The 16,629-nt window shown below is 56.2% G+C and carries 13 protein-coding genes and 2 pseudogenes; 9 read left to right on the top strand and 6 right to left on the bottom strand.

The features are described from left to right. Positions 1-25: 25 nt before the first annotated feature. The 9 genes and pseudogenes from JOE39_RS19555 to JOE39_RS19515 all read left to right on the top strand — a co-directional run bounded on the left by JOE39_RS19555 (position 26) and on the right by JOE39_RS19515 (position 11,416). On the top strand, positions 26-451 hold the full coding sequence (locus tag JOE39_RS19555; RefSeq protein WP_003413751.1) for a F0F1 ATP synthase subunit epsilon: 426 nt from the start codon (positions 26-28) through the stop codon (positions 449-451). Positions 452-576: 125 nt separating this feature from the next. Further along, entirely contained in the window at positions 577-1,944 is a 1,368-nt protein-coding gene (gene glmU / locus JOE39_RS19550) for a bifunctional UDP-N-acetylglucosamine diphosphorylase/glucosamine-1-phosphate N-acetyltransferase GlmU (RefSeq protein ID WP_004403369.1), read from the top strand. A 336-nt stretch (positions 1,945-2,280) separates the two neighbouring features. Continuing rightward, on the top strand, positions 2,281-3,048 hold the full coding sequence (locus JOE39_RS19545) for a DeoR family transcriptional regulator (RefSeq protein ID WP_032659490.1): 768 nt from the start codon (positions 2,281-2,283) through the stop codon (positions 3,046-3,048). Positions 3,049-3,057: 9 nt separating this feature from the next. Beyond that, positions 3,058-4,893, top strand: coding sequence for a glutamine--fructose-6-phosphate transaminase (isomerizing) (glmS, locus tag JOE39_RS19540; RefSeq protein WP_010422860.1), 1,836 nt, complete (start codon positions 3,058-3,060; stop codon positions 4,891-4,893). 765 nt (positions 4,894-5,658) lie between these two features. After that, on the top strand, positions 5,659-6,639 hold the full coding sequence (locus JOE39_RS19535; RefSeq protein ID WP_046722318.1) for a hypothetical protein: 981 nt from the start codon (positions 5,659-5,661) through the stop codon (positions 6,637-6,639). Positions 6,640-6,929: 290 nt separating this feature from the next. Beyond that, positions 6,930-7,346, top strand: coding sequence for a hypothetical protein (locus tag JOE39_RS26395; protein ID WP_236640214.1), 417 nt, complete (start codon positions 6,930-6,932; stop codon positions 7,344-7,346). A gap of 34 nt (positions 7,347-7,380) precedes the next feature. After that, positions 7,381-9,237, top strand: a complete 1,857-nt coding sequence (gene tssI / locus JOE39_RS19525) for a type VI secretion system tip protein TssI/VgrG (RefSeq protein WP_210078412.1) — start codon at positions 7,381-7,383, stop codon at positions 9,235-9,237. A 354-nt stretch (positions 9,238-9,591) separates the two neighbouring features. Continuing rightward, entirely contained in the window at positions 9,592-9,864 is a 273-nt protein-coding gene (tnpB, locus tag JOE39_RS19520; protein WP_025388905.1) for an IS66 family insertion sequence element accessory protein TnpB, read from the top strand. Between the two features lie 18 nt (positions 9,865-9,882). Further along, positions 9,883-11,416: pseudogene (locus JOE39_RS19515) on the top strand (IS66 family transposase). Positions 11,417-11,460: 44 nt separating this feature from the next. Here JOE39_RS19515 and JOE39_RS19510 read toward each other — a convergent pair. From JOE39_RS19510 to JOE39_RS19485, 6 genes and pseudogenes are all read right to left on the bottom strand, one after another. Next, positions 11,461-11,871 (bottom strand): annotated as a pseudogene (locus JOE39_RS19510) (isocitrate lyase/phosphoenolpyruvate mutase family protein); the annotation flags it as partial. Between the two features lie 101 nt (positions 11,872-11,972). Then, positions 11,973-12,698, bottom strand: a complete 726-nt coding sequence (locus tag JOE39_RS19505; protein WP_210078414.1) for an NAD(P)-dependent oxidoreductase — start codon at positions 12,696-12,698, stop codon at positions 11,973-11,975. A 349-nt stretch (positions 12,699-13,047) separates the two neighbouring features. After that, complete coding sequence (locus JOE39_RS19500; RefSeq protein WP_210078416.1) at positions 13,048-14,028, bottom strand: SdiA-regulated domain-containing protein; 981 nt, start codon at positions 14,026-14,028, stop codon at positions 13,048-13,050. 41 nt (positions 14,029-14,069) lie between these two features. After that, entirely contained in the window at positions 14,070-15,599 is a 1,530-nt protein-coding gene (locus JOE39_RS19495) for a glycosyltransferase family 39 protein (protein WP_210078419.1), read from the bottom strand. Next, positions 15,596-15,880, bottom strand: a complete 285-nt coding sequence (locus JOE39_RS19490) for a lipid-A-disaccharide synthase N-terminal domain-containing protein (RefSeq protein ID WP_003316004.1) — start codon at positions 15,878-15,880, stop codon at positions 15,596-15,598. Before JOE39_RS19490 ends, JOE39_RS19495 begins: the two co-directional genes overlap by 4 nt. Next, positions 15,877-16,620, bottom strand: coding sequence for a glycosyltransferase family 2 protein (locus tag JOE39_RS19485; protein ID WP_210078421.1), 744 nt, complete (start codon positions 16,618-16,620; stop codon positions 15,877-15,879). The genes JOE39_RS19490 and JOE39_RS19485 overlap by 4 nt, the downstream gene beginning before the upstream one ends. Between the last annotated feature and the right edge of the window lie 9 nt (positions 16,621-16,629).

Below are 16,629 nucleotides of genomic sequence, written 5' to 3'. Positions count from 1 at the left end.
GGCGCTATTAGGTTGAGGCAAGCAAATGGCTATGACAGTCCATTGCGACATCGTCAGCGCGGAAGGGGAAATCTTCTCCGGTCTGGTCGAGATGGTGATTGCGCACGGCAACCTGGGTGATATCGGTATCGCTCCAGGCCACGCGCCGCTGATCACTGATCTGAAGCCGGGCCCGATCCGCTTGATCAAGCAGGGTGGGGAAGCCGAGGTGTTCTACATCTCCGGTGGTTTCCTTGAAGTTCAGCCGAACATGGTCAAGGTGCTTGCCGATACTGTGCAACGTGCTGCCGACCTGGATGAAGCTTCTGCTCAGGCAGCCGTACTGGCTGCAGAGAAGGCCCTGAACGAGAAGGGCGCAGATTTCGATTACGGATCTGCAACTGCTCGTCTGGCCGAGGCTGCAGCTCAGCTGCGCACCGTTCAGCAAATTCGCAAGAAGTTCGGCGGCTAACCCTGCTGCACTCGATGCGCGATTGAGAAAAAGGGTAGCCTCGGCTACCCTTTTTCTTTTTTCAGATTTCCTCTTTCAAGTCAGCCCGTCTTCGGTCCGGTTGCCGCTCAGTTGGTAGTCCTATCATGTCTCTCGATATCGTTATTCTCGCTGCTGGCCAAGGTACCCGGATGCGTTCCGCGCTGCCGAAGGTTCTGCACCCCGTGGCCGGCAATTCCATGCTGGGTCATGTTATCCACAGCGCACGTCAGTTATCCCCAAGTGGAATACACGTCGTGATCGGGCACGGCGCTGATGCCGTGCGTGAACAGCTGGCAGCCGATGACTTGAATTTCGTGATGCAGGACAAGCAACTCGGTACCGGCCATGCGGTTGCTCAGGCGCTGCCCGCGCTGACGGCTGACACCGTATTGATTCTTTATGGCGATGTACCGTTGATCGAAGTGGAAACGCTTTCGCGCCTGCTCGAACTGGTCAATCCGCAGCAACTGGGTCTGCTGACCGTTACGCTGGATGACCCGACCGGTTACGGCCGTATCGTTCGCGACGATCAGAATCGTGTCTGTGCCATCGTCGAGCATAAGGACGCGAGCGACGCACAGAAGGCTATCACCGAAGGTAATACCGGAATTCTCGCGGTGCCTGCCGCTCATCTCGCTGACTGGCTAGGGCGGCTGTCCAACAACAATGCCCAGGGTGAGTATTACCTCACCGACGTGATTGCCATGGCGGCTAATGACGGCCTGGTGGTTGCCACAGAGCAGCCCCACGACGCGATGGAAGTGCAGGGCGCCAATGATCGCAAGCAGCTTTCCGAGCTGGAACGTCATTACCAGATGCGCGAAGCCCGTCGTCTGATGGCGGCTGGCGTGACCCTGCGCGACCCTGCGCGCTTCGATGTGCGCGGTGAAGTCAGCGTCGGGCGCGACGTGCTGATCGATATCAATGTGATTCTTGAAGGCAAGGTCGTGATCGAGGATGACGTGGTCATCGGTCCGAACTGCGTCATCAAGGACAGCACCCTGCGCAAGGGTGTCGTCGTTAAAGCCAACAGCCACATCGAAGGCGCAATCCTGGGTGAGGGCAGTGATGCAGGTCCGTTTGCGCGCCTGCGACCAGGCAGCGTGCTGGGTGCCAAGGCGCATGTGGGTAACTTTGTCGAGCTCAAGAATGCGAACCTCGGCGAGGGTGCAAAGGTCGGCCACCTGACGTACCTGGGCGACGCCGAAGTTGGCGCGCGCACCAATATCGGTGCCGGCACCATCACCTGTAACTACGATGGTGCCAACAAGCACAAGACCACGTTGGGTGCAGACGTCTTCATCGGTTCCAACAACTCTCTGGTTGCGCCTGTGGATATCCTGGACGGTGCGACGACTGCAGCCGGTTCGACCATCACGCAGAACGTGCCTGCTGAACAACTTGGCGTGGCCCGCGCCCGCCAACGCAACATCGAAGGCTGGAAGCGGCCGGTGAAAATCAGGAAAGACTGAGTTATCCACAGCCCCTTATGACCCGCGTGCCAATGCTCAACATTGGCACGCGGCCCTAACTATCCACACCTGACACTCAAGCCAGGACGCAGAGCGTCCAGAACCGCATACCCACGCGGAGCATGGGTACGATAGCGTTCCGTCAGACACCTATCGTTCCTCACGCTCCAGCGCGGGAATGCCGTTCTTGACGCTCCGCGTCACACCCCAGGCTCAAAAGCCGGTGTCACAAGTATCTGATAGAAATTGCGCCGCCCCATCCCGAAACCTTGACCAAACCCCAAAAATAGGTTTTTATTGCCTTCGTTATCTTTCGAAACGAAACTTAAGGCAGTCATGTCGAAGCGTAATACACCACAACGTCGCCACAACATTCTCGCCCTGCTCAACGAGCAAGGTGAAGTAAGTGTCGACGACTTGGCCAGACGCTTTGAAACTTCCGAAGTTACGATTCGAAAGGACCTCGCTGCGCTTGAAACCAACGGTCTGCTGTTGCGCCGCTACGGGGGCGCAGTGCAGCTTCCTCACGAGCTTATAAGCGATGGCAGTCAGCCGGTTTCCCGTTACAAACAAGCCATCGCCCGCGCTGCGGTTTGCAGAATTCGCGAGCACGCCAGAATCATCGTCGACAGCGGCAGCACCACGGCGGCATTGATTCCTGAGCTGGGCCAGCAACCCGGCCTGGTGGTCATGACCAATTCCCTGCATGTTGCACGCGCCCTGACCGAGCTGGAACACGAACCGGTCCTGTTGATGACGGGCGGAACGTGGGACCCACACTCGGAGTCTTTTCAGGGGCAGGTCGCAGAGCAGGTACTGCGCTCCTACGACTTTGATCAGCTGTTCATCGGTGCCGACGGCATCGATCTGGTGCGTGGCACCACCACCTTCAACGAGCTGCTGGGCTTGAGCCGGGTCATGGCGGAAGTCGCCCGGGAAGTGGTGGTCATGGTCGAAGCCGACAAGGTCGGTCGCAAGATCCCCAATCTGGAGCTGCCCTGGAGCAGTATCCACACCCTTATTACTGATGATCGCCTGTCCAGTGAGGCACGCGATCAGATACAGGCCCGCGGCATCAATTTGATTTGTGCTGCTGTCAGCTAGGAGATAACCATGTGTGGAATCGTCGGCGCCGTTGCTGAACGTAATATCACGGCCATTTTGCTCGAGGGCCTCAAGCGCCTTGAATACCGCGGCTATGACAGCGCGGGCGTGGCAGTCTTCAGCAACGAAGGCATCCTTGAGCGCCGTCGTCGCTCGGGCAAGGTCAGTGAACTGGAACAGGCACTTGCCGGCGAGCCGCTGATCGGCCGTCTGGGCATCGCCCACACGCGTTGGGCGACCCACGGCGCCCCGTGTGAGCGTAACGCCCACCCACATTTCTCGGCTAACACGCTGGCAGTTGTCCACAACGGCATCATCGAGAATCACGAAGCGCTGCGTGAACAGCTGAAAGGCCTGGGTTACGTCTTCGCATCCGATACCGACACCGAAGTCATCGTCCACCTGCTGCACCACAAGCTCAAGGACACCGCCGATCTGGCGGTTGCCCTGAAGGCTGCGGTGAAAGAACTTCACGGTGCTTATGGGCTTGCGGTCATCAATGCCGCGCAGCCGGATCGCCTGCTGGCCGCTCGCAGTGGCAGCCCGCTGGTCGTCGGCATAGGTCTGGGTGAAAACTTCCTGGCCTCCGACCAACTGGCGCTACGTCAGGTCACCGACCGTTTCATGTACCTGGAAGAGGGCGACATCGCCGAGATCCGTCGCGACAGCGTGCAGATCTGGAACGTCGACGGAGTGTCGGTCGAGCGCGAAGTGGTGCAATACCATGAAGGCGCCGAAGCCGCCGACAAGGGCGAGTACCGCCACTTCATGCTCAAGGAAATTCATGAGCAGCCCAAGGTCGTACAGCGCACCCTCGAAGGTCGTCTGGGGCAGCAGCAAGTGCTGGTCCACGCATTCGGTCCACAGGCTGCCGAGCTGTTCGCCAAAGTACGCAACGTTCAGATCGTGGCCTGTGGCACCAGTTACCACGCGGGCATGGTCGCGCGTTACTGGCTTGAAGGCCTGGCCAGCATCCCTTGCCAGGTCGAAGTGGCCAGCGAGTTCCGCTATCGCAAGGTGGTGGTTCAGCCGGACACCCTGTTCGTCTCGATCTCGCAGTCCGGTGAAACCGCCGACACCCTGGCAGCGCTGCGCAACGCCAAGGAACTGGGCTTTCTGGCCAGCCTGGCGATCTGTAACGTGGGCATCAGCTCACTGGTGCGCGAATCCGACCTGACCCTGCTGACCCAGGCCGGTCCGGAAATTGGCGTGGCATCGACCAAAGCTTTCACCACCCAGCTGGTCGCCTTGTTGCTGCTGACCCTGTCGCTGGGTCAGGTCAAGGGATCGCTGGAGCAGGGCGTCGAAGCGCAACTGGTCGAAGAACTGCGTCGCCTGCCGACGCGCCTCGGCGAAGCGCTGGCAATGGACGGCACGGTCGAGAAAGTCGCCGAACTGTTCGCCGAGAAGCACCACACCCTGTTCCTCGGGCGCGGCGCACAGTTCCCGGTGGCAATGGAAGGCGCACTCAAGCTCAAAGAGATCTCCTACATCCACGCCGAAGCCTACCCGGCCGGCGAACTCAAGCATGGCCCGCTGGCGCTAGTCGATGCCGACATGCCAGTCGTCACCGTCGCACCAAACAACGAACTGCTGGAGAAACTTAAATCCAACCTGCAGGAAGTGCGCGCACGCGGCGGCGAGTTGATCGTATTCGCAGACGAGCAAGCCGGCATGAAGAACGGCGAAGGCACCCACGTCATCGCCATGCCACACATCATCGATGCCTTGGCACCGATTCTGTACACCATTCCGCTGCAGTTGCTTTCGTATTATGTGGCTGTGTTGAAAGGGACGGATGTTGACCAGCCGCGGAATTTGGCGAAGTCGGTGACGGTGGAGTGAGTTATCCACAGGGGTGAGGGGGCTGATTTTTGTGAATTAAAATTGCGTAGTCCGGGCCTGGTTGAGAGGCCTTTGGCCCTGCGGAAAGGAGATGCAAAGCAGTCGTCATGACCCCGAACGCTGCTGCTAATCAAGATGCTCCGCGGGTATCCAGTCCACGCTGACCCTGTGCCTCAAGCGGGAGCGCTTCTGCGGTCCCATAACCGCTCGGTTAGTGAGAAGGGCTATGTACTGAACAGGTTGACGATTCTGCAAAGCAGATGATCCTTGGGTTGGTCGCGTTTGAGTTCTCTCAGAGTTGACCCGCAAGCTCAGTAGTATTTTCTCATTGCAGCCGATGGTGTAACGTTTAAGCAACAGCAGTGACCAGTTTCTATTTTTGGAAGCACTGATGGCACTTTCACGCCTTATGCATGTCTGAACGTGTTCTGATTGGTGCAGCAATCCAGATTGACTCTGGGCGGGACCTAAAGCAAAGGCGATTGCTGTAGTTTTTGTTCTACGAAATTTCAGGGCTTTTGGCAGTGTTCTCGCGTGGTAAAACGCAGGATTGACGTCACGCCGGAGCATAGTATTGCTCGGCGGGAGGTCTAAGCAGCTCCAAGCTGCGTTTCTGCCAAGTCGTGAAGGCATACTGGTTTCTCGATGATTTCGTGATGTTGGATGTCGGCGTGTTGCCGCTACGCGTCAATTGGCATCTAGCCAGCGTATAAAGGGAGGTTGGTCGTGAGAGATGGACTCTATCCATGTACAGCTGCAGATCCCATGGGAACAGGTTCCCAGCAAGGACTATTGGGCGAAGGGTCATTGCCATGGCCAAGTGTTGTTGCCGCTAGGGCCTTCCCCTCATCCTTGGACATCGCAGGCACTTATGCCACTGACGATCTAAGTGCTGCGGAATTTCTCATCAACGAGCTTAGCTCTCCAGAAGCTGAACTCTCTCCTGAGGAAACCGAAGACTACTACACGACGCTGATTTTCTTGTTTGGTAAGCTAAAAAAAGCCCCAAACGTCGCAGCAAAACAGTTTTTGGAGCTAAAGGAGAAGGCGGAAAAAATTCCGGTCATAGGCTCTCCGCTATTTTCTACGGCTAACCTGCCAGGCACACTCGCGAGTGTGGGAGGTATTCTCCATGCAGGTTCGAAAGCAACCAAGGTTGAAGACCTACTCGATCTTAGTAAGTCGACAAAGACGCAGCTTAAAAAATGGGCGGCCTCCCGTGGAAAGCCAGGAAGTGTCTCTGCTCATCGGGCTTTTCGTGGCAGGATCAAGCTCATTCGTGTAGGCGGTAATTTATACTTTGAAATACCAGCAACGGCCAAAGCCAGTATCTATCGAGTGGGCGGTAACGTCGTAGGCAATACGATTCATGTCCCAGCATATAATGCAGCTAAAACGTTAAGATCGACTGCGCATGTCGACGGCGACTTGTATGGTCAGCGGGGGGTAGGGAAGATGCTTGTCGGGAAAGCAGCCGGCCCGATTCTCGCGTTCGGCCCACAATTAGTTATGGATATAAACAGCGCCACTAGTGGTAGGGATTTTTTAAAGAAAACTGCCTATAGCCAGCCCACGAATGCTTTAGTTTTTGCAAGTGGAGTAGCGATTGGTGCGACCGTGAGTGCGCCTGCGGTATTAGTAATTGCGATTGGATTAGGTGTAGGCCTCGTAATACAGATTGTTATGAGCGATGATGTAAGCGGGTGGGGTACCTCATTGGGTAATTTGCTGACGGGAAAAGACTAATAATGTTCCATACTGAACCGCATCGATACTTAGCCACCATATGGGGAGCTTGGTTTTTGTTCACCATGCTGGCCGTGTTTTCGGCGGCTGTCGTACCGAGTATATTGACTATTCCCTCCGCCGTATTTGTGATATGGGTAACTTACTGGTGCGTTGACTGCGCGTACCGGACTGAAAGGTTTAGTAAGTATGCCAGTCTTAGGCTGTTTACGAATTTGGGTGTTGCCCCTGGATTCGCTTTTTTAATGGCGTTAGTCGCGACTTATAAGCAGTTTAAGGTGGGGCTTGGCATGTCGTTACTGATCAGTTGTATGCCGCTAGTTCTCTGCACGATTATCTATTCGCTATTATGTGTATGGCGGAGTCCTAGAAAGTCTCTGGTCGTGCGCTCGCAGCGCGTCGAAGTCGTTGAGCCAAAGCAGGAGAATCGTTGGGCACTCGGCGCTGTTGGGGGCGGCCTGGGAATATTGATTTATCCAGTTTTCCACGCTTACAGATCGCCAGCGATGCTGCTCGTCTTTCTATTTATAGTTATTGCCCTATTTATGCTGTTTTACCATCGCACCAGTATCTCATCCCTGCGTAATTTGAAGGATCAAGAGGCGCGAGAACATCAGGAATACACATTCATGAATGTGGAAGAGCTTCGTTCAAGGCGCGCGGCGTCTTGGATTGGCCGCATTTTCGCTACCAAGGTAGACCGATGAGTTTTGCCAGTAACCAGTTTTCAAGGAGCGCACAATGTTGACGGACCTTCTTTCCATGCTGAGCCCGCAGAATAAAAGGCTTTTCAAGCTAAATACATTTGCGTCCGGCGGTGAAGAGGAAATGCTGCTGGAGCATTTTTCTGGTTCAGAAGGCCTCTCCCGGCTTTTTGAGCTGGATTTGGCGCTGCTAAGCCAGCGCTCCGATGTGAAACTAAAATCACTCATTGGCCGCCCCGCGACCGTGGAAATCGAACTTGCCGATGGTTCTAAACGCTACATCAACGGCTACGTGAACCGATTCAGTACTCAAGGTAGCGATGGTGGGCTTTCTCGCTACAGTGCGGTGCTTGGGCCGTGGTTATGGATGCTTACCTGTCGATTTGACACGCGAATATTTCAAGATAAAACAGTTCAAGATGTGTTGACTGAGGTATTTGGCAGCTATGGAGCATTTCCAAAATTTGAATTTCGCCTGAGCAAGTCCTTAAAAAATCATAGTTATGTCACCCAGTACCGCGAGAGTGACTTTAACTTTGTACAGAGACTACTTGAAAATGAGGGGCTTTTTTACTATTTCGAGCACACTGCCGACTCGCACGTGATGGTTTTGGTTGATGACTCCAGCACATTAGTACCTTTGGCGGAGCAGCCACAGATTCGTTTTCATACAGCCTCAGTGACCGAGACAGCTGACTCGATTACCCAATGGAGTGCGACACGCCAACTGCAGTCTGGCAAAGTTTCCGTACGTACCTTTGATTACCGCCAGCCAAATAATGCGCTGCCAGTCACCATGCAGAGTATGAATCAGCAGGGAGACATCGATAGCTTCGAGATATACGATTTCCCTGGGCAGTATACTCATGGAAACTATGAGGATGGTGAGGCAATGGTCCGTAACCGGATTGAGGCCTTGGAGTTATTGGGTAAAACATTTTATGGCGATAGCAACTGTCGTGTCATGAAGCCGGGCTATACGTTCGAGCTGACCCAGCACTATGAGCACGATGCTGGAACCGCTGAGAACCGGCAGTTCTTAATTATATCGGTTGACCATGTAGGTAGTAATAACTACTTGACTGGTGATCAGGCCGGTTACCTCAACAAATTTGTATGTGTTCGCAAAAAAATTGCTTATCGGCCTCAGTTAGCAACTCGCAAACCCTCAATTAACGGCCCACAAACCGCCATTATCGTTGGCCCCCCCGGTGAGGAGATCTACACCGATGAAATGGGCCGCGTGAAAGTGCAGTTCCACTGGGATCGCAGCGGCCAGTTCGACGACAAAAGCTCTTGCTGGGTACGCGTCGCCCAGTCCGGTGCAAGTGGCGGCTTCGGCAGTATTCAGATACCCCGTGTCGGCGACGAAGTCGTCGTTGTATTTCTTGACGGCAACCCTGACCGTCCGCTGATCATGGGCAGCCTCTACAACAGCCAGAATACCCCGCCATGGTCGCTTCCGGCGAACAAGACTCAGAGTGGTTTCTTGACCCGGTCGATGAAGGGCGACGGCGGTACGGCGAATTTCTTCCGGTTCGAAGACAAGGCCGGCGCCGAGCAACTCATCATGCACGCTGAGCGCAACATGGATACCGAGATCGAGCTCGACGAAACCCATAAAGTCGGCAACAACCGCACGATGACTGTCGATGGCAGGCAAACCGAGATCATCAAGAAAGACACTATGATGAACGTTCAGGAAGGCTCACTGACGATTCAGGTGGATAACCAGTTCATCCAGGTCAACGCCAAGCAACACATCATTCTCCAAGTGGGGGAAAGCAGCATCACCCTCACGCCGGATGGCATTGAGATCAAGGGCAACGCCATTACCACAGTGAGCAAGGGTACGACTCAAATAACCGGTGCGCCGGTCAGAGTCAATGACTGAGGTAAAGGGCTGTTAACGCTGATATAGAAGTGACCCATCTGCCGACTTGGCGATGCTCCATAAGTATTCAGTCTCAAATCAGACCTGCTAGCGCTGTATGAAGTAGAAGTTTGAGTCAGCGAAGCTTCGGCAGTAGGGTCAATTCTGTATCAGCGGCAGCGAGCTGCGGTCTGGCGCTTACGTCGTAAGCGCTCCATAAACCCCACATTCAAAGTGCTTAGCTGATCCCGGAAGCTGTGATCCCGATTCCCTCAGGAGCCAGCTCGCCATGATGCGACCCGATGCCAAAGTCGAAAAAGTGTATCTGTACCCAAGCCCGTGGACTTCCGAAAGTCTATCGACGGTCTGGCGGCATTGGTCGAACTGGACATCAAGGTCGCCGTCTTTGATCCAGTACTTTTCGTCTTCCTCAACAAGCCACGCAATCGCGTGAAGATCTTGTACTGGGAGCGCAACGGTTTTTGCCTTTGGCTCAAGCGTCTGGAGTCCGAACGATTCAAAACATCGCCAGACGCCACCGACGAAGCGATTGTACTGACGGTTCAGGAACTCAACTGGATGCTCGATGGCTTTGACCTCTGGCGCAACCGTCCTCATCAAGTTTTGACGCCGCGATTCGTAGCCTGATTCGGTATAATCCAGGGCATGAATTCCGTGCCCGAAAACCTTCCAGATGATCCCGTTCTGCTCAAGCAACTGCTTGGGCAGATGCTCGACGAGCGTCAGTTGGATAAGGGTAAGATTATTCGGCTAGAAGAACAGAATGCCCTTCTGCTTCAGCGTTTGTTCGGACGTAAGTCCGAGCAAACAGCTGATGCGGTAACGCCGCAACTGGCCCCTCTTCAATGAAGTAGAAAGCGTCGTCGAACCTGTGGACGAAGCCTCAGATGAAGAGGTCGTTGCTCCGACCAAGCGCCGTGGCAAGCGCAAACCTTTGCGTGCCGATTTACCCCGCGTCGAAGTCATCCACGAACTGCATGAGCACGAACTGACCTGCGTTTGTGGCTGCCGCAAACACACCATTGGCGAAGAAGTCAGCGAGCAGCTTGAAATCATGCCGATGCAGATCCGCGTGATCAAACACATCCGAAAAGTCTATGCCTGCCGCGACTGCGAAACAGCCCCGGTCACTGCTGATAAACCTGCGCAAGTGATCGAGAAGAGCATGGCCAGCCCTAGCGTTTTGGCGATGCTGCTTACCACTAAATATGTAGATGGTTTACCGCTTCACCGCTTTGAAAAAGTGTTGGGCCGCCACGGCATGGATATTCCTCGACAAACGTTGGCGCGCTGGGTGATTCAGTGCGGCGAGCATCTGCAACCCTTGCTCAACTTGATGCGGGATCGACTGCTGGAAAGTCGTGTCATCCACTGCGATGAGACGCGAGTGCAGGTTAATAAAGAGCCTGATCGAGAGCCCGCCAGTCAATCCTGGATGTGGGTACAAACTGGAGGCCCGCCTAATCAGTCTGTTGTTCTTTTCGACTACTCAACCAGCCGTGCGCAGGAAGTACCGACGCGTCTGCTAGAGGGCTATCGTGGCTACTTGATGACGGATGATTACGCCGGTTACAACGCGCTTGGCACGCAAGCCGGTGTCGAGCGACTGGGTTGCTGGGCGCATGCTCGTCGCAAGTTCGTAGAACCACAAAAAGTGCAGCTCAAGGGCAGAACCGGGCGGGCTGATGTTGCCCTGAATTTGATCAACAAGCTTTACGGTATCGAGCGGGCGTTGAAAGAAGGCAGCGATGAGCAGCGTTATGAAGCTCGCCAGCAAAACAGCGTACCGGTGCTGACTCAGTTGCACACCTGGATGGAGAAAACGCTGCCTCACGTCACGGCGCAAAATGCGCTGGGTAAGGCGATCAGTTATCTAGCCAACAACTGGCAAAAGCTGGTGCGCTATACCGAAGCTGGATTTTTGCCCATCGACAACAATGCGGCAGAGCGTGCGATCAGACCGTTTGTGATCGGACGCAAGAACTGGCTATTCAGCGACACCCCCAAGGGTGCCAAGGCCAGTGCTCAACTCTACAGCTTGGTCGAGACGGCTAAAGCCAACGGCCAAGAGCCCTATGCGTGGCTGCGCCACGCATTAGAACGGTTGCCACTGGCGACCTCGGTTGAAGATTACGAAGCTCTGCTGCCGTGGAACTGTACGCCTCGTTTGCATTCCTAGACGCACCGTCGTCTTTGGTTAGATGGGGTTTGTGGAGCGCTTACATTAATACCATGCTTGTCGGCCACTTCTCGGGCAACTTCGATTTTGCGCACAAGTACCTCCGGTGGTGCGGTACCGTCTTCGATGTTGATACCCACGGCACCTGCGGCGATAACCGCTTCGACAACGCTGGCGACGTGTTGGAGATCGTCGGAGTAACCTGCCTCAATGTCTACGGTCAGGGGGACGCGCAGTATTCGCGTCATAGATTCAACGCTGGCTGCCAGCCGCGTAAGGGGGAGCTGGTTGCCATCGGCGTAACCATGCGCCCACGCCATGCCCGCACTGCTGGTGGCGATCGCGGTGGCACCCAATGACTCTACGACTTTTGCCCCGCCTGCATCGCTGACATTGGCCAGGATCAAAAGACCATGGTTGTGTAACTCATGAAAAATATTGTCCAGTGATTTCATAACACTTTCCTGTCTGAAAAAAGTTGCCATCCATTGACCGTGGCAGGCAAGCGACTGGAGATAGAAAGCCTGCCTTCGTACGGAGTGGCTGCGTTGGGGCGTCAAGCCTCCACGGTAGGAGACCACCCCAGTATGCGCTTGGCTTTTTCGTTGCTGACGGTCGGGCTGTCGTGAGTGATATTGAAAATACCACTTTGCTCTGTTTGCAACGCCAGCAGTGCGGCGCGTGCAGCGTCTTGTACGTGCACAGGGCTGGTGCCGGTCGGCTCGTCAGTGCCAGTGTCGGGCCCGTATAACTGGCCATAGCGCAAGACGGTTCCGTTCAATGCAGGCTCGCTCAGCACTTGCTGTTCCAAGGCTGCCACACCCCCCACGCTGATGCCACGGCTGCCTTGTGCCTCGACGTCCAGAGGGCAGGTTTCCAGGTAAGGGGTGTCGCCTGAACGGTAGGCCCAGGCGATGCTTTGAGCTATCAGACGGGTAGCGCCAGCGGCTCGAGCGGCGGCTACCAGATTACGCGTTCCTTCTGTACGGATACGTGCGTTGTTCTCGACCGCTTTGGCCATCAATTCAGGACTCAGGCCACGAGGCAGATCTGTCAGTTGATGAACAACAGCCCATGGCTGTATGCGGACCAACTCTTCATTTAAACGCTCGGCGTCATAGACATCGACCACCACTGCCGTAGCACCTGTGGCCTCGATGTCCTTCACTTTTTCGGCGCGACGGGTAGCGCCATACACGGTGTAGTCCGCAGCCACCAATAGCTTGAGCAGGGCTCTGCCGATGACACCGGATGCGCCGGCTACAAAAACTTTACGCGACATTGCACTCATCTCCTTGAGGTTTCATTGCAGCGGAAGCAGTGCGCCAACTCGCCTGGTACTGTGTCAATACACTCTAACAAAAGCCGTGGGTTCTATCGGGTAGGTTATCGACTAGGCCTAGGAATAGGCCCAAGCTGACGGCACGCTTGAGGATGCTAGATTATTTGCTGTGATTAACTTTGAATCGAGTGACAATCAGGAGCACTTCATCATTGCAACCACCGCGAAAACCCGATCTGTCACGGCTCACGTTCCTGAGCAACTGGCACATTTTTCCGAATTCCGTAAGCTCTCCCAAAACAGACCCCACTCCCCGAAAGTCACCCTCAAGGCCTGGTTTCTTCACTACCTATTCCGGCACTTTCGAAAACTTGTAAAACAGATTCGGCTCACTGACGACGTACAGGTTGCCTGCGCGATCCATGGTCAGGCCTTCGGGTTGCGGGGCGCTGTGCTTGAGGTCGGAGAAGGTACCCAGCAGTGATCGAATGCTGACGAATCGTCCCTTGGTGTCCAGTTCCGTGATCGAGCGCGACTGGTCGCTGAGCAGCAGTAAATGGCCGGTTCGCGGATCGTAGTAACCGTCTGAAAGGTCGCGTGCGGAGACACTTTTCTCTATCCAGTCCAGCCGGTCGGCAATTTTGATCTGCAAGCGGCCCTGATCGATGGAGCGCAGGACGCCGGAAACCTCGAACATCTGGCGTGGATCGCGCTCTTTGATCGCGAACAGGCGGTCGTTGGCGGGATCGTAGGTTACGCCTTCGAATCCCTTGTTATGAATACTGGGGTTGATCAGTAGCGCAATGAACTGAGCTTCCTCGACGTGGATGGGGCGTGCTTGCGGCGGCAACGTGATGATTTCCAGTTGCTGGAGATCTTCGTCGCACAGCACGATGCGACCGTTGCCCAGATAAGCCACTCCTTCTGTGTCAGCGAAACCGATCAATGGGTAGCGGGCGATTATCTCGCCGTTCGCGTCCAGAGTCAGCAGTTGCATGGGGCCTTTGTTGGTCACTGCCAGCAGTCGGTCATTATCGTAGTCGTAGGTGATCCCGGAGATATTGGCGACGTCCGGGGCAAGTGGTTTGGCGTCGATAACGACATGGAAATCCGGCAGCCAGATATTCTTGTCGGCTGCCGTATTGCCCTTTAACCAGGTGCGACCGTACTGGTACAGCTGTTGGTGGACCTGAAAGTGTGTCGACACGGCATAGGCCAGGATCAGCAGCCCGAGAGCAGCTGCACTCAGCACGAGTTGTGCGAGTGATACCTGCCTTCGTGCGACGTTCGACCACGTCAGGCGCTTTGCCTTGATCGTTTCCAGCTGCATGGCTTCATTCACTCCCGCGTGTTGGGGGGCTGGGCGGGGGATTAATCAACATTCTGCTGCCAGGCGAAGCGATAGGCCTGCATCGGACTTTCCGGTTTACACAGGCCGTTGTCGGCATCGGCATCGACGATGAACCAGTCAGCTCTGGAGGTCTGACCCAGCGGCCGGGCTTTTTCCGGCAAGAAGCAATTGGCCAGTTGCTCGCCTGGCACCAGCGCAAAGGTGCCGGGGTGTTCTCTTAGCCAGCGGGCGGCCTGTTCGGTTGCCGACGGCTTGGCAAAACCGAAATGCACAATGGGTTGGCGTGCATAGAGCCAGTGCCCCTCGCGCCAGTTGACCAGCACCAGATCGGCGCCTTGCGTGACATAAGCGGCCTGTTCCATCAGTTCCTTGTGTGGGTTTTGGCCCTCTATGACGGGTTCGACGAACCCTCTGGCGAACCACAGACCAAGCCAGACAACCACCACCACCGGGACGATTTGCCGGGCCCTGACGCGGTCATGGAACCAGCGTTTCAACAACCAGGGCAGCAAGGGGGCAGCCACCAGTACCAGGCCGGGCAGCGCCGGAAAGATGTAGATCTTGCGTTTGCCACTGGAGAGGCTGAAGAACAGCAGCACCAGCAACACCCAGCCGAGCAGTACCAACACCCGGCCGTCGCGCTTGCTCAACTGTCGGCGCCAGGCCGGGATCAGCCAGGGCAGCACCAACACCAGCGGCAGCCAATACTGCGGGATGACTTTGACGAAGAAATACCAGAAGGGCTCGCGGTGGTCCCAGGCGCTGGCATAGCGATTGGCCGTCTGGTGCAAGAGTATTTCCTGCACGTAGGCGAAGCCTTCCGGGCCGCCGTCACGCACGACCGAGATAATCATCGGCACCAGCCACAGGCAGCAGGCCAGCAATAACACCAGCAGACCCAGCGCCCAGCGCGCGGCCTGTCCAGGCATGGCCACGACACCGTGCCAACCTTTACGCGCGGCATAGGCGTAAGGGATCAACATCAACGCGGGAACAAAACCGACGCCCTTGGTGATAATGCCCAGGCCCATGGCCGCACAGCTGAAATAGAACCAGCCCCAGGCCGGCCCGAGCAACACGTGGCGAACCAGACCGTAGAAGCCCAGCGCAATCCACAGGCACAGAAAACTGTCGATCTGCCCGGTGCGCAGGATGCTGTAGGTCTGATAGGTCGCCAGAAACAACAAGGCGGCGTACCGACCTATGCGTCGGTTCCACAGGCGGGTGCCCAGATCGTAGAGGACTGCGGTGGTCACGCCTGCAGAGAGCAGCCCGGGCAGGTAAAGCGCGATATTCGGGCTGCCCGTCAGCCAAATGAAGAATGCCGTCGCCCACATGAACAGCGGCGGTTTGTCGGCATAGATCTCCGCGGCCCGGTGCGGGACGAACCATGAGCCGTTCTGCAGCATTTCCAGGGCAACGCCGAGAAACCGCTCTTCATCCACGTTCTGCGGCAGACGCAAGCCCAGGCCGCCCCCGACCAGTAAAACGGCCAGCGCGACCAGTAGCCATCCCTCGAGGCGAGGCGAAAGGTGAGTTCGCACCGTCATTGCTCCTCGGATGTCTTGGCCTGTCTGCTGATCAGCTGCAGGTTGCGCATGTACACCAGCAGACCAAAGGCCTGGCCGGCGATGAAGACCGGGTCCTGTCGGTAAATGGCGTAGGCCAGCAGGATCGTGCTGCCCAGCATGCTCAGGTACCAGAAGCCCACCGGGATGATGCTGCGCTTCTTGAATTCGCTGTACAGCCATTGCAGGACAAAGCGGCCGGTAAATACCGCCTGCCCGACAAAGCCGAGGATCAGCCAGAAGGTCTCGTTGTCCGGCTTCATGACCGCAGTTCCTGTGCCTGAACATCCAGCCGAGTCCGGCGGATCAGCCACCAGACGCCGACCAGATCAAGAATGCCCACCAGCGCACGGTCCAGGTTGCCGTACTTGGACACACCGGCCTGGCGGTGGCGGTGGTTGACGGGGTGCGTGACCATACGGCCGTTATGTCGCTGAATCAGCGCTGGAATGAACCGGTGCATATGGTCGAAGTACGGCAGGCGCAGAAACGCGGCTCGCTCGATCAGTTTCAGGCCGCACCCTGTGTCTGGAGTCGCGTCCTTGAGAAGCCGGCTGCGCAGCCCGTTGGCAAAGCGCGAGGCCCAGCGTTTGCTGGCGGTATCGCGCCGATTCACCCGGTGACCGGCCACCAGCTGTATCGCCCCGGAGCCTGTTGCGTGAGCGCGTACCAGCGCCAACATCCCCGGAATGTCCGCCGGGTCGTTCTGACCGTCACCGTCCAGGGTCGCCAGCCAGGTGCCGTTGGCCGCCAGTGCTGCGTGATAGACCGAGGTGCTCTGCCCGAGCGATCGCTCGTGGTGCAGGATCCGCAACACGGTCAGCCCGCTGTCCTTGAGGTGCGTCAGCACTTTCAAGGTGTCGTCTGTGCTGCCGTCGTCAACGACCAGTATCTCGTAGCGCTCACCGTCCAGCGCTGTGCAAATCTCTTTTATCAGGCTGGGCAGGTTGTCGGCTTCGTTTTTGGCCGGGATCACGACGGAGAGAAAAGTGGGCGTGGTCATGGAAGTCCT

It is taken from the genome of Pseudomonas sp. PvP100, assembly GCF_017833055.1.
Lineage (GTDB): Bacteria > Pseudomonadota > Gammaproteobacteria > Pseudomonadales > Pseudomonadaceae > Aquipseudomonas > Aquipseudomonas syringae.
This window is presented reverse-complemented; position numbering and strand designations above follow the sequence as displayed.

Coding starts and splice junctions, on each gene's coding strand:
- JOE39_RS19505 (WP_210078414.1), bottom strand. CDS start 12,698: ATGTCGCGTAAAGTTTTTGTAGCCGGCGCATCCGGTGTCATCGGCAGA.
- glmS (WP_010422860.1), top strand. CDS start 3,058: ATGTGTGGAATCGTCGGCGCCGTTGCTGAACGTAATATCACGGCCATT.
- JOE39_RS19555 (WP_003413751.1), top strand. CDS start 26: ATGGCTATGACAGTCCATTGCGACATCGTCAGCGCGGAAGGGGAAATC.
- JOE39_RS19500 (WP_210078416.1), bottom strand. CDS start 14,028: ATGCAGCTGGAAACGATCAAGGCAAAGCGCCTGACGTGGTCGAACGTC.
- tssI (WP_210078412.1), top strand. CDS start 7,381: ATGTTGACGGACCTTCTTTCCATGCTGAGCCCGCAGAATAAAAGGCTT.
- JOE39_RS19535 (WP_046722318.1), top strand. CDS start 5,659: ATGGGAACAGGTTCCCAGCAAGGACTATTGGGCGAAGGGTCATTGCCA.
- glmU (WP_004403369.1), top strand. CDS start 577: ATGTCTCTCGATATCGTTATTCTCGCTGCTGGCCAAGGTACCCGGATG.
- JOE39_RS26395 (WP_236640214.1), top strand. CDS start 6,930: ATGTCGTTACTGATCAGTTGTATGCCGCTAGTTCTCTGCACGATTATC.
- JOE39_RS19485 (WP_210078421.1), bottom strand. CDS start 16,620: ATGACCACGCCCACTTTTCTCTCCGTCGTGATCCCGGCCAAAAACGAA.
- JOE39_RS19495 (WP_210078419.1), bottom strand. CDS start 15,599: ATGACGGTGCGAACTCACCTTTCGCCTCGCCTCGAGGGATGGCTACTG.
- JOE39_RS19490 (WP_003316004.1), bottom strand. CDS start 15,880: ATGAAGCCGGACAACGAGACCTTCTGGCTGATCCTCGGCTTTGTCGGG.
- JOE39_RS19545 (WP_032659490.1), top strand. CDS start 2,281: ATGTCGAAGCGTAATACACCACAACGTCGCCACAACATTCTCGCCCTG.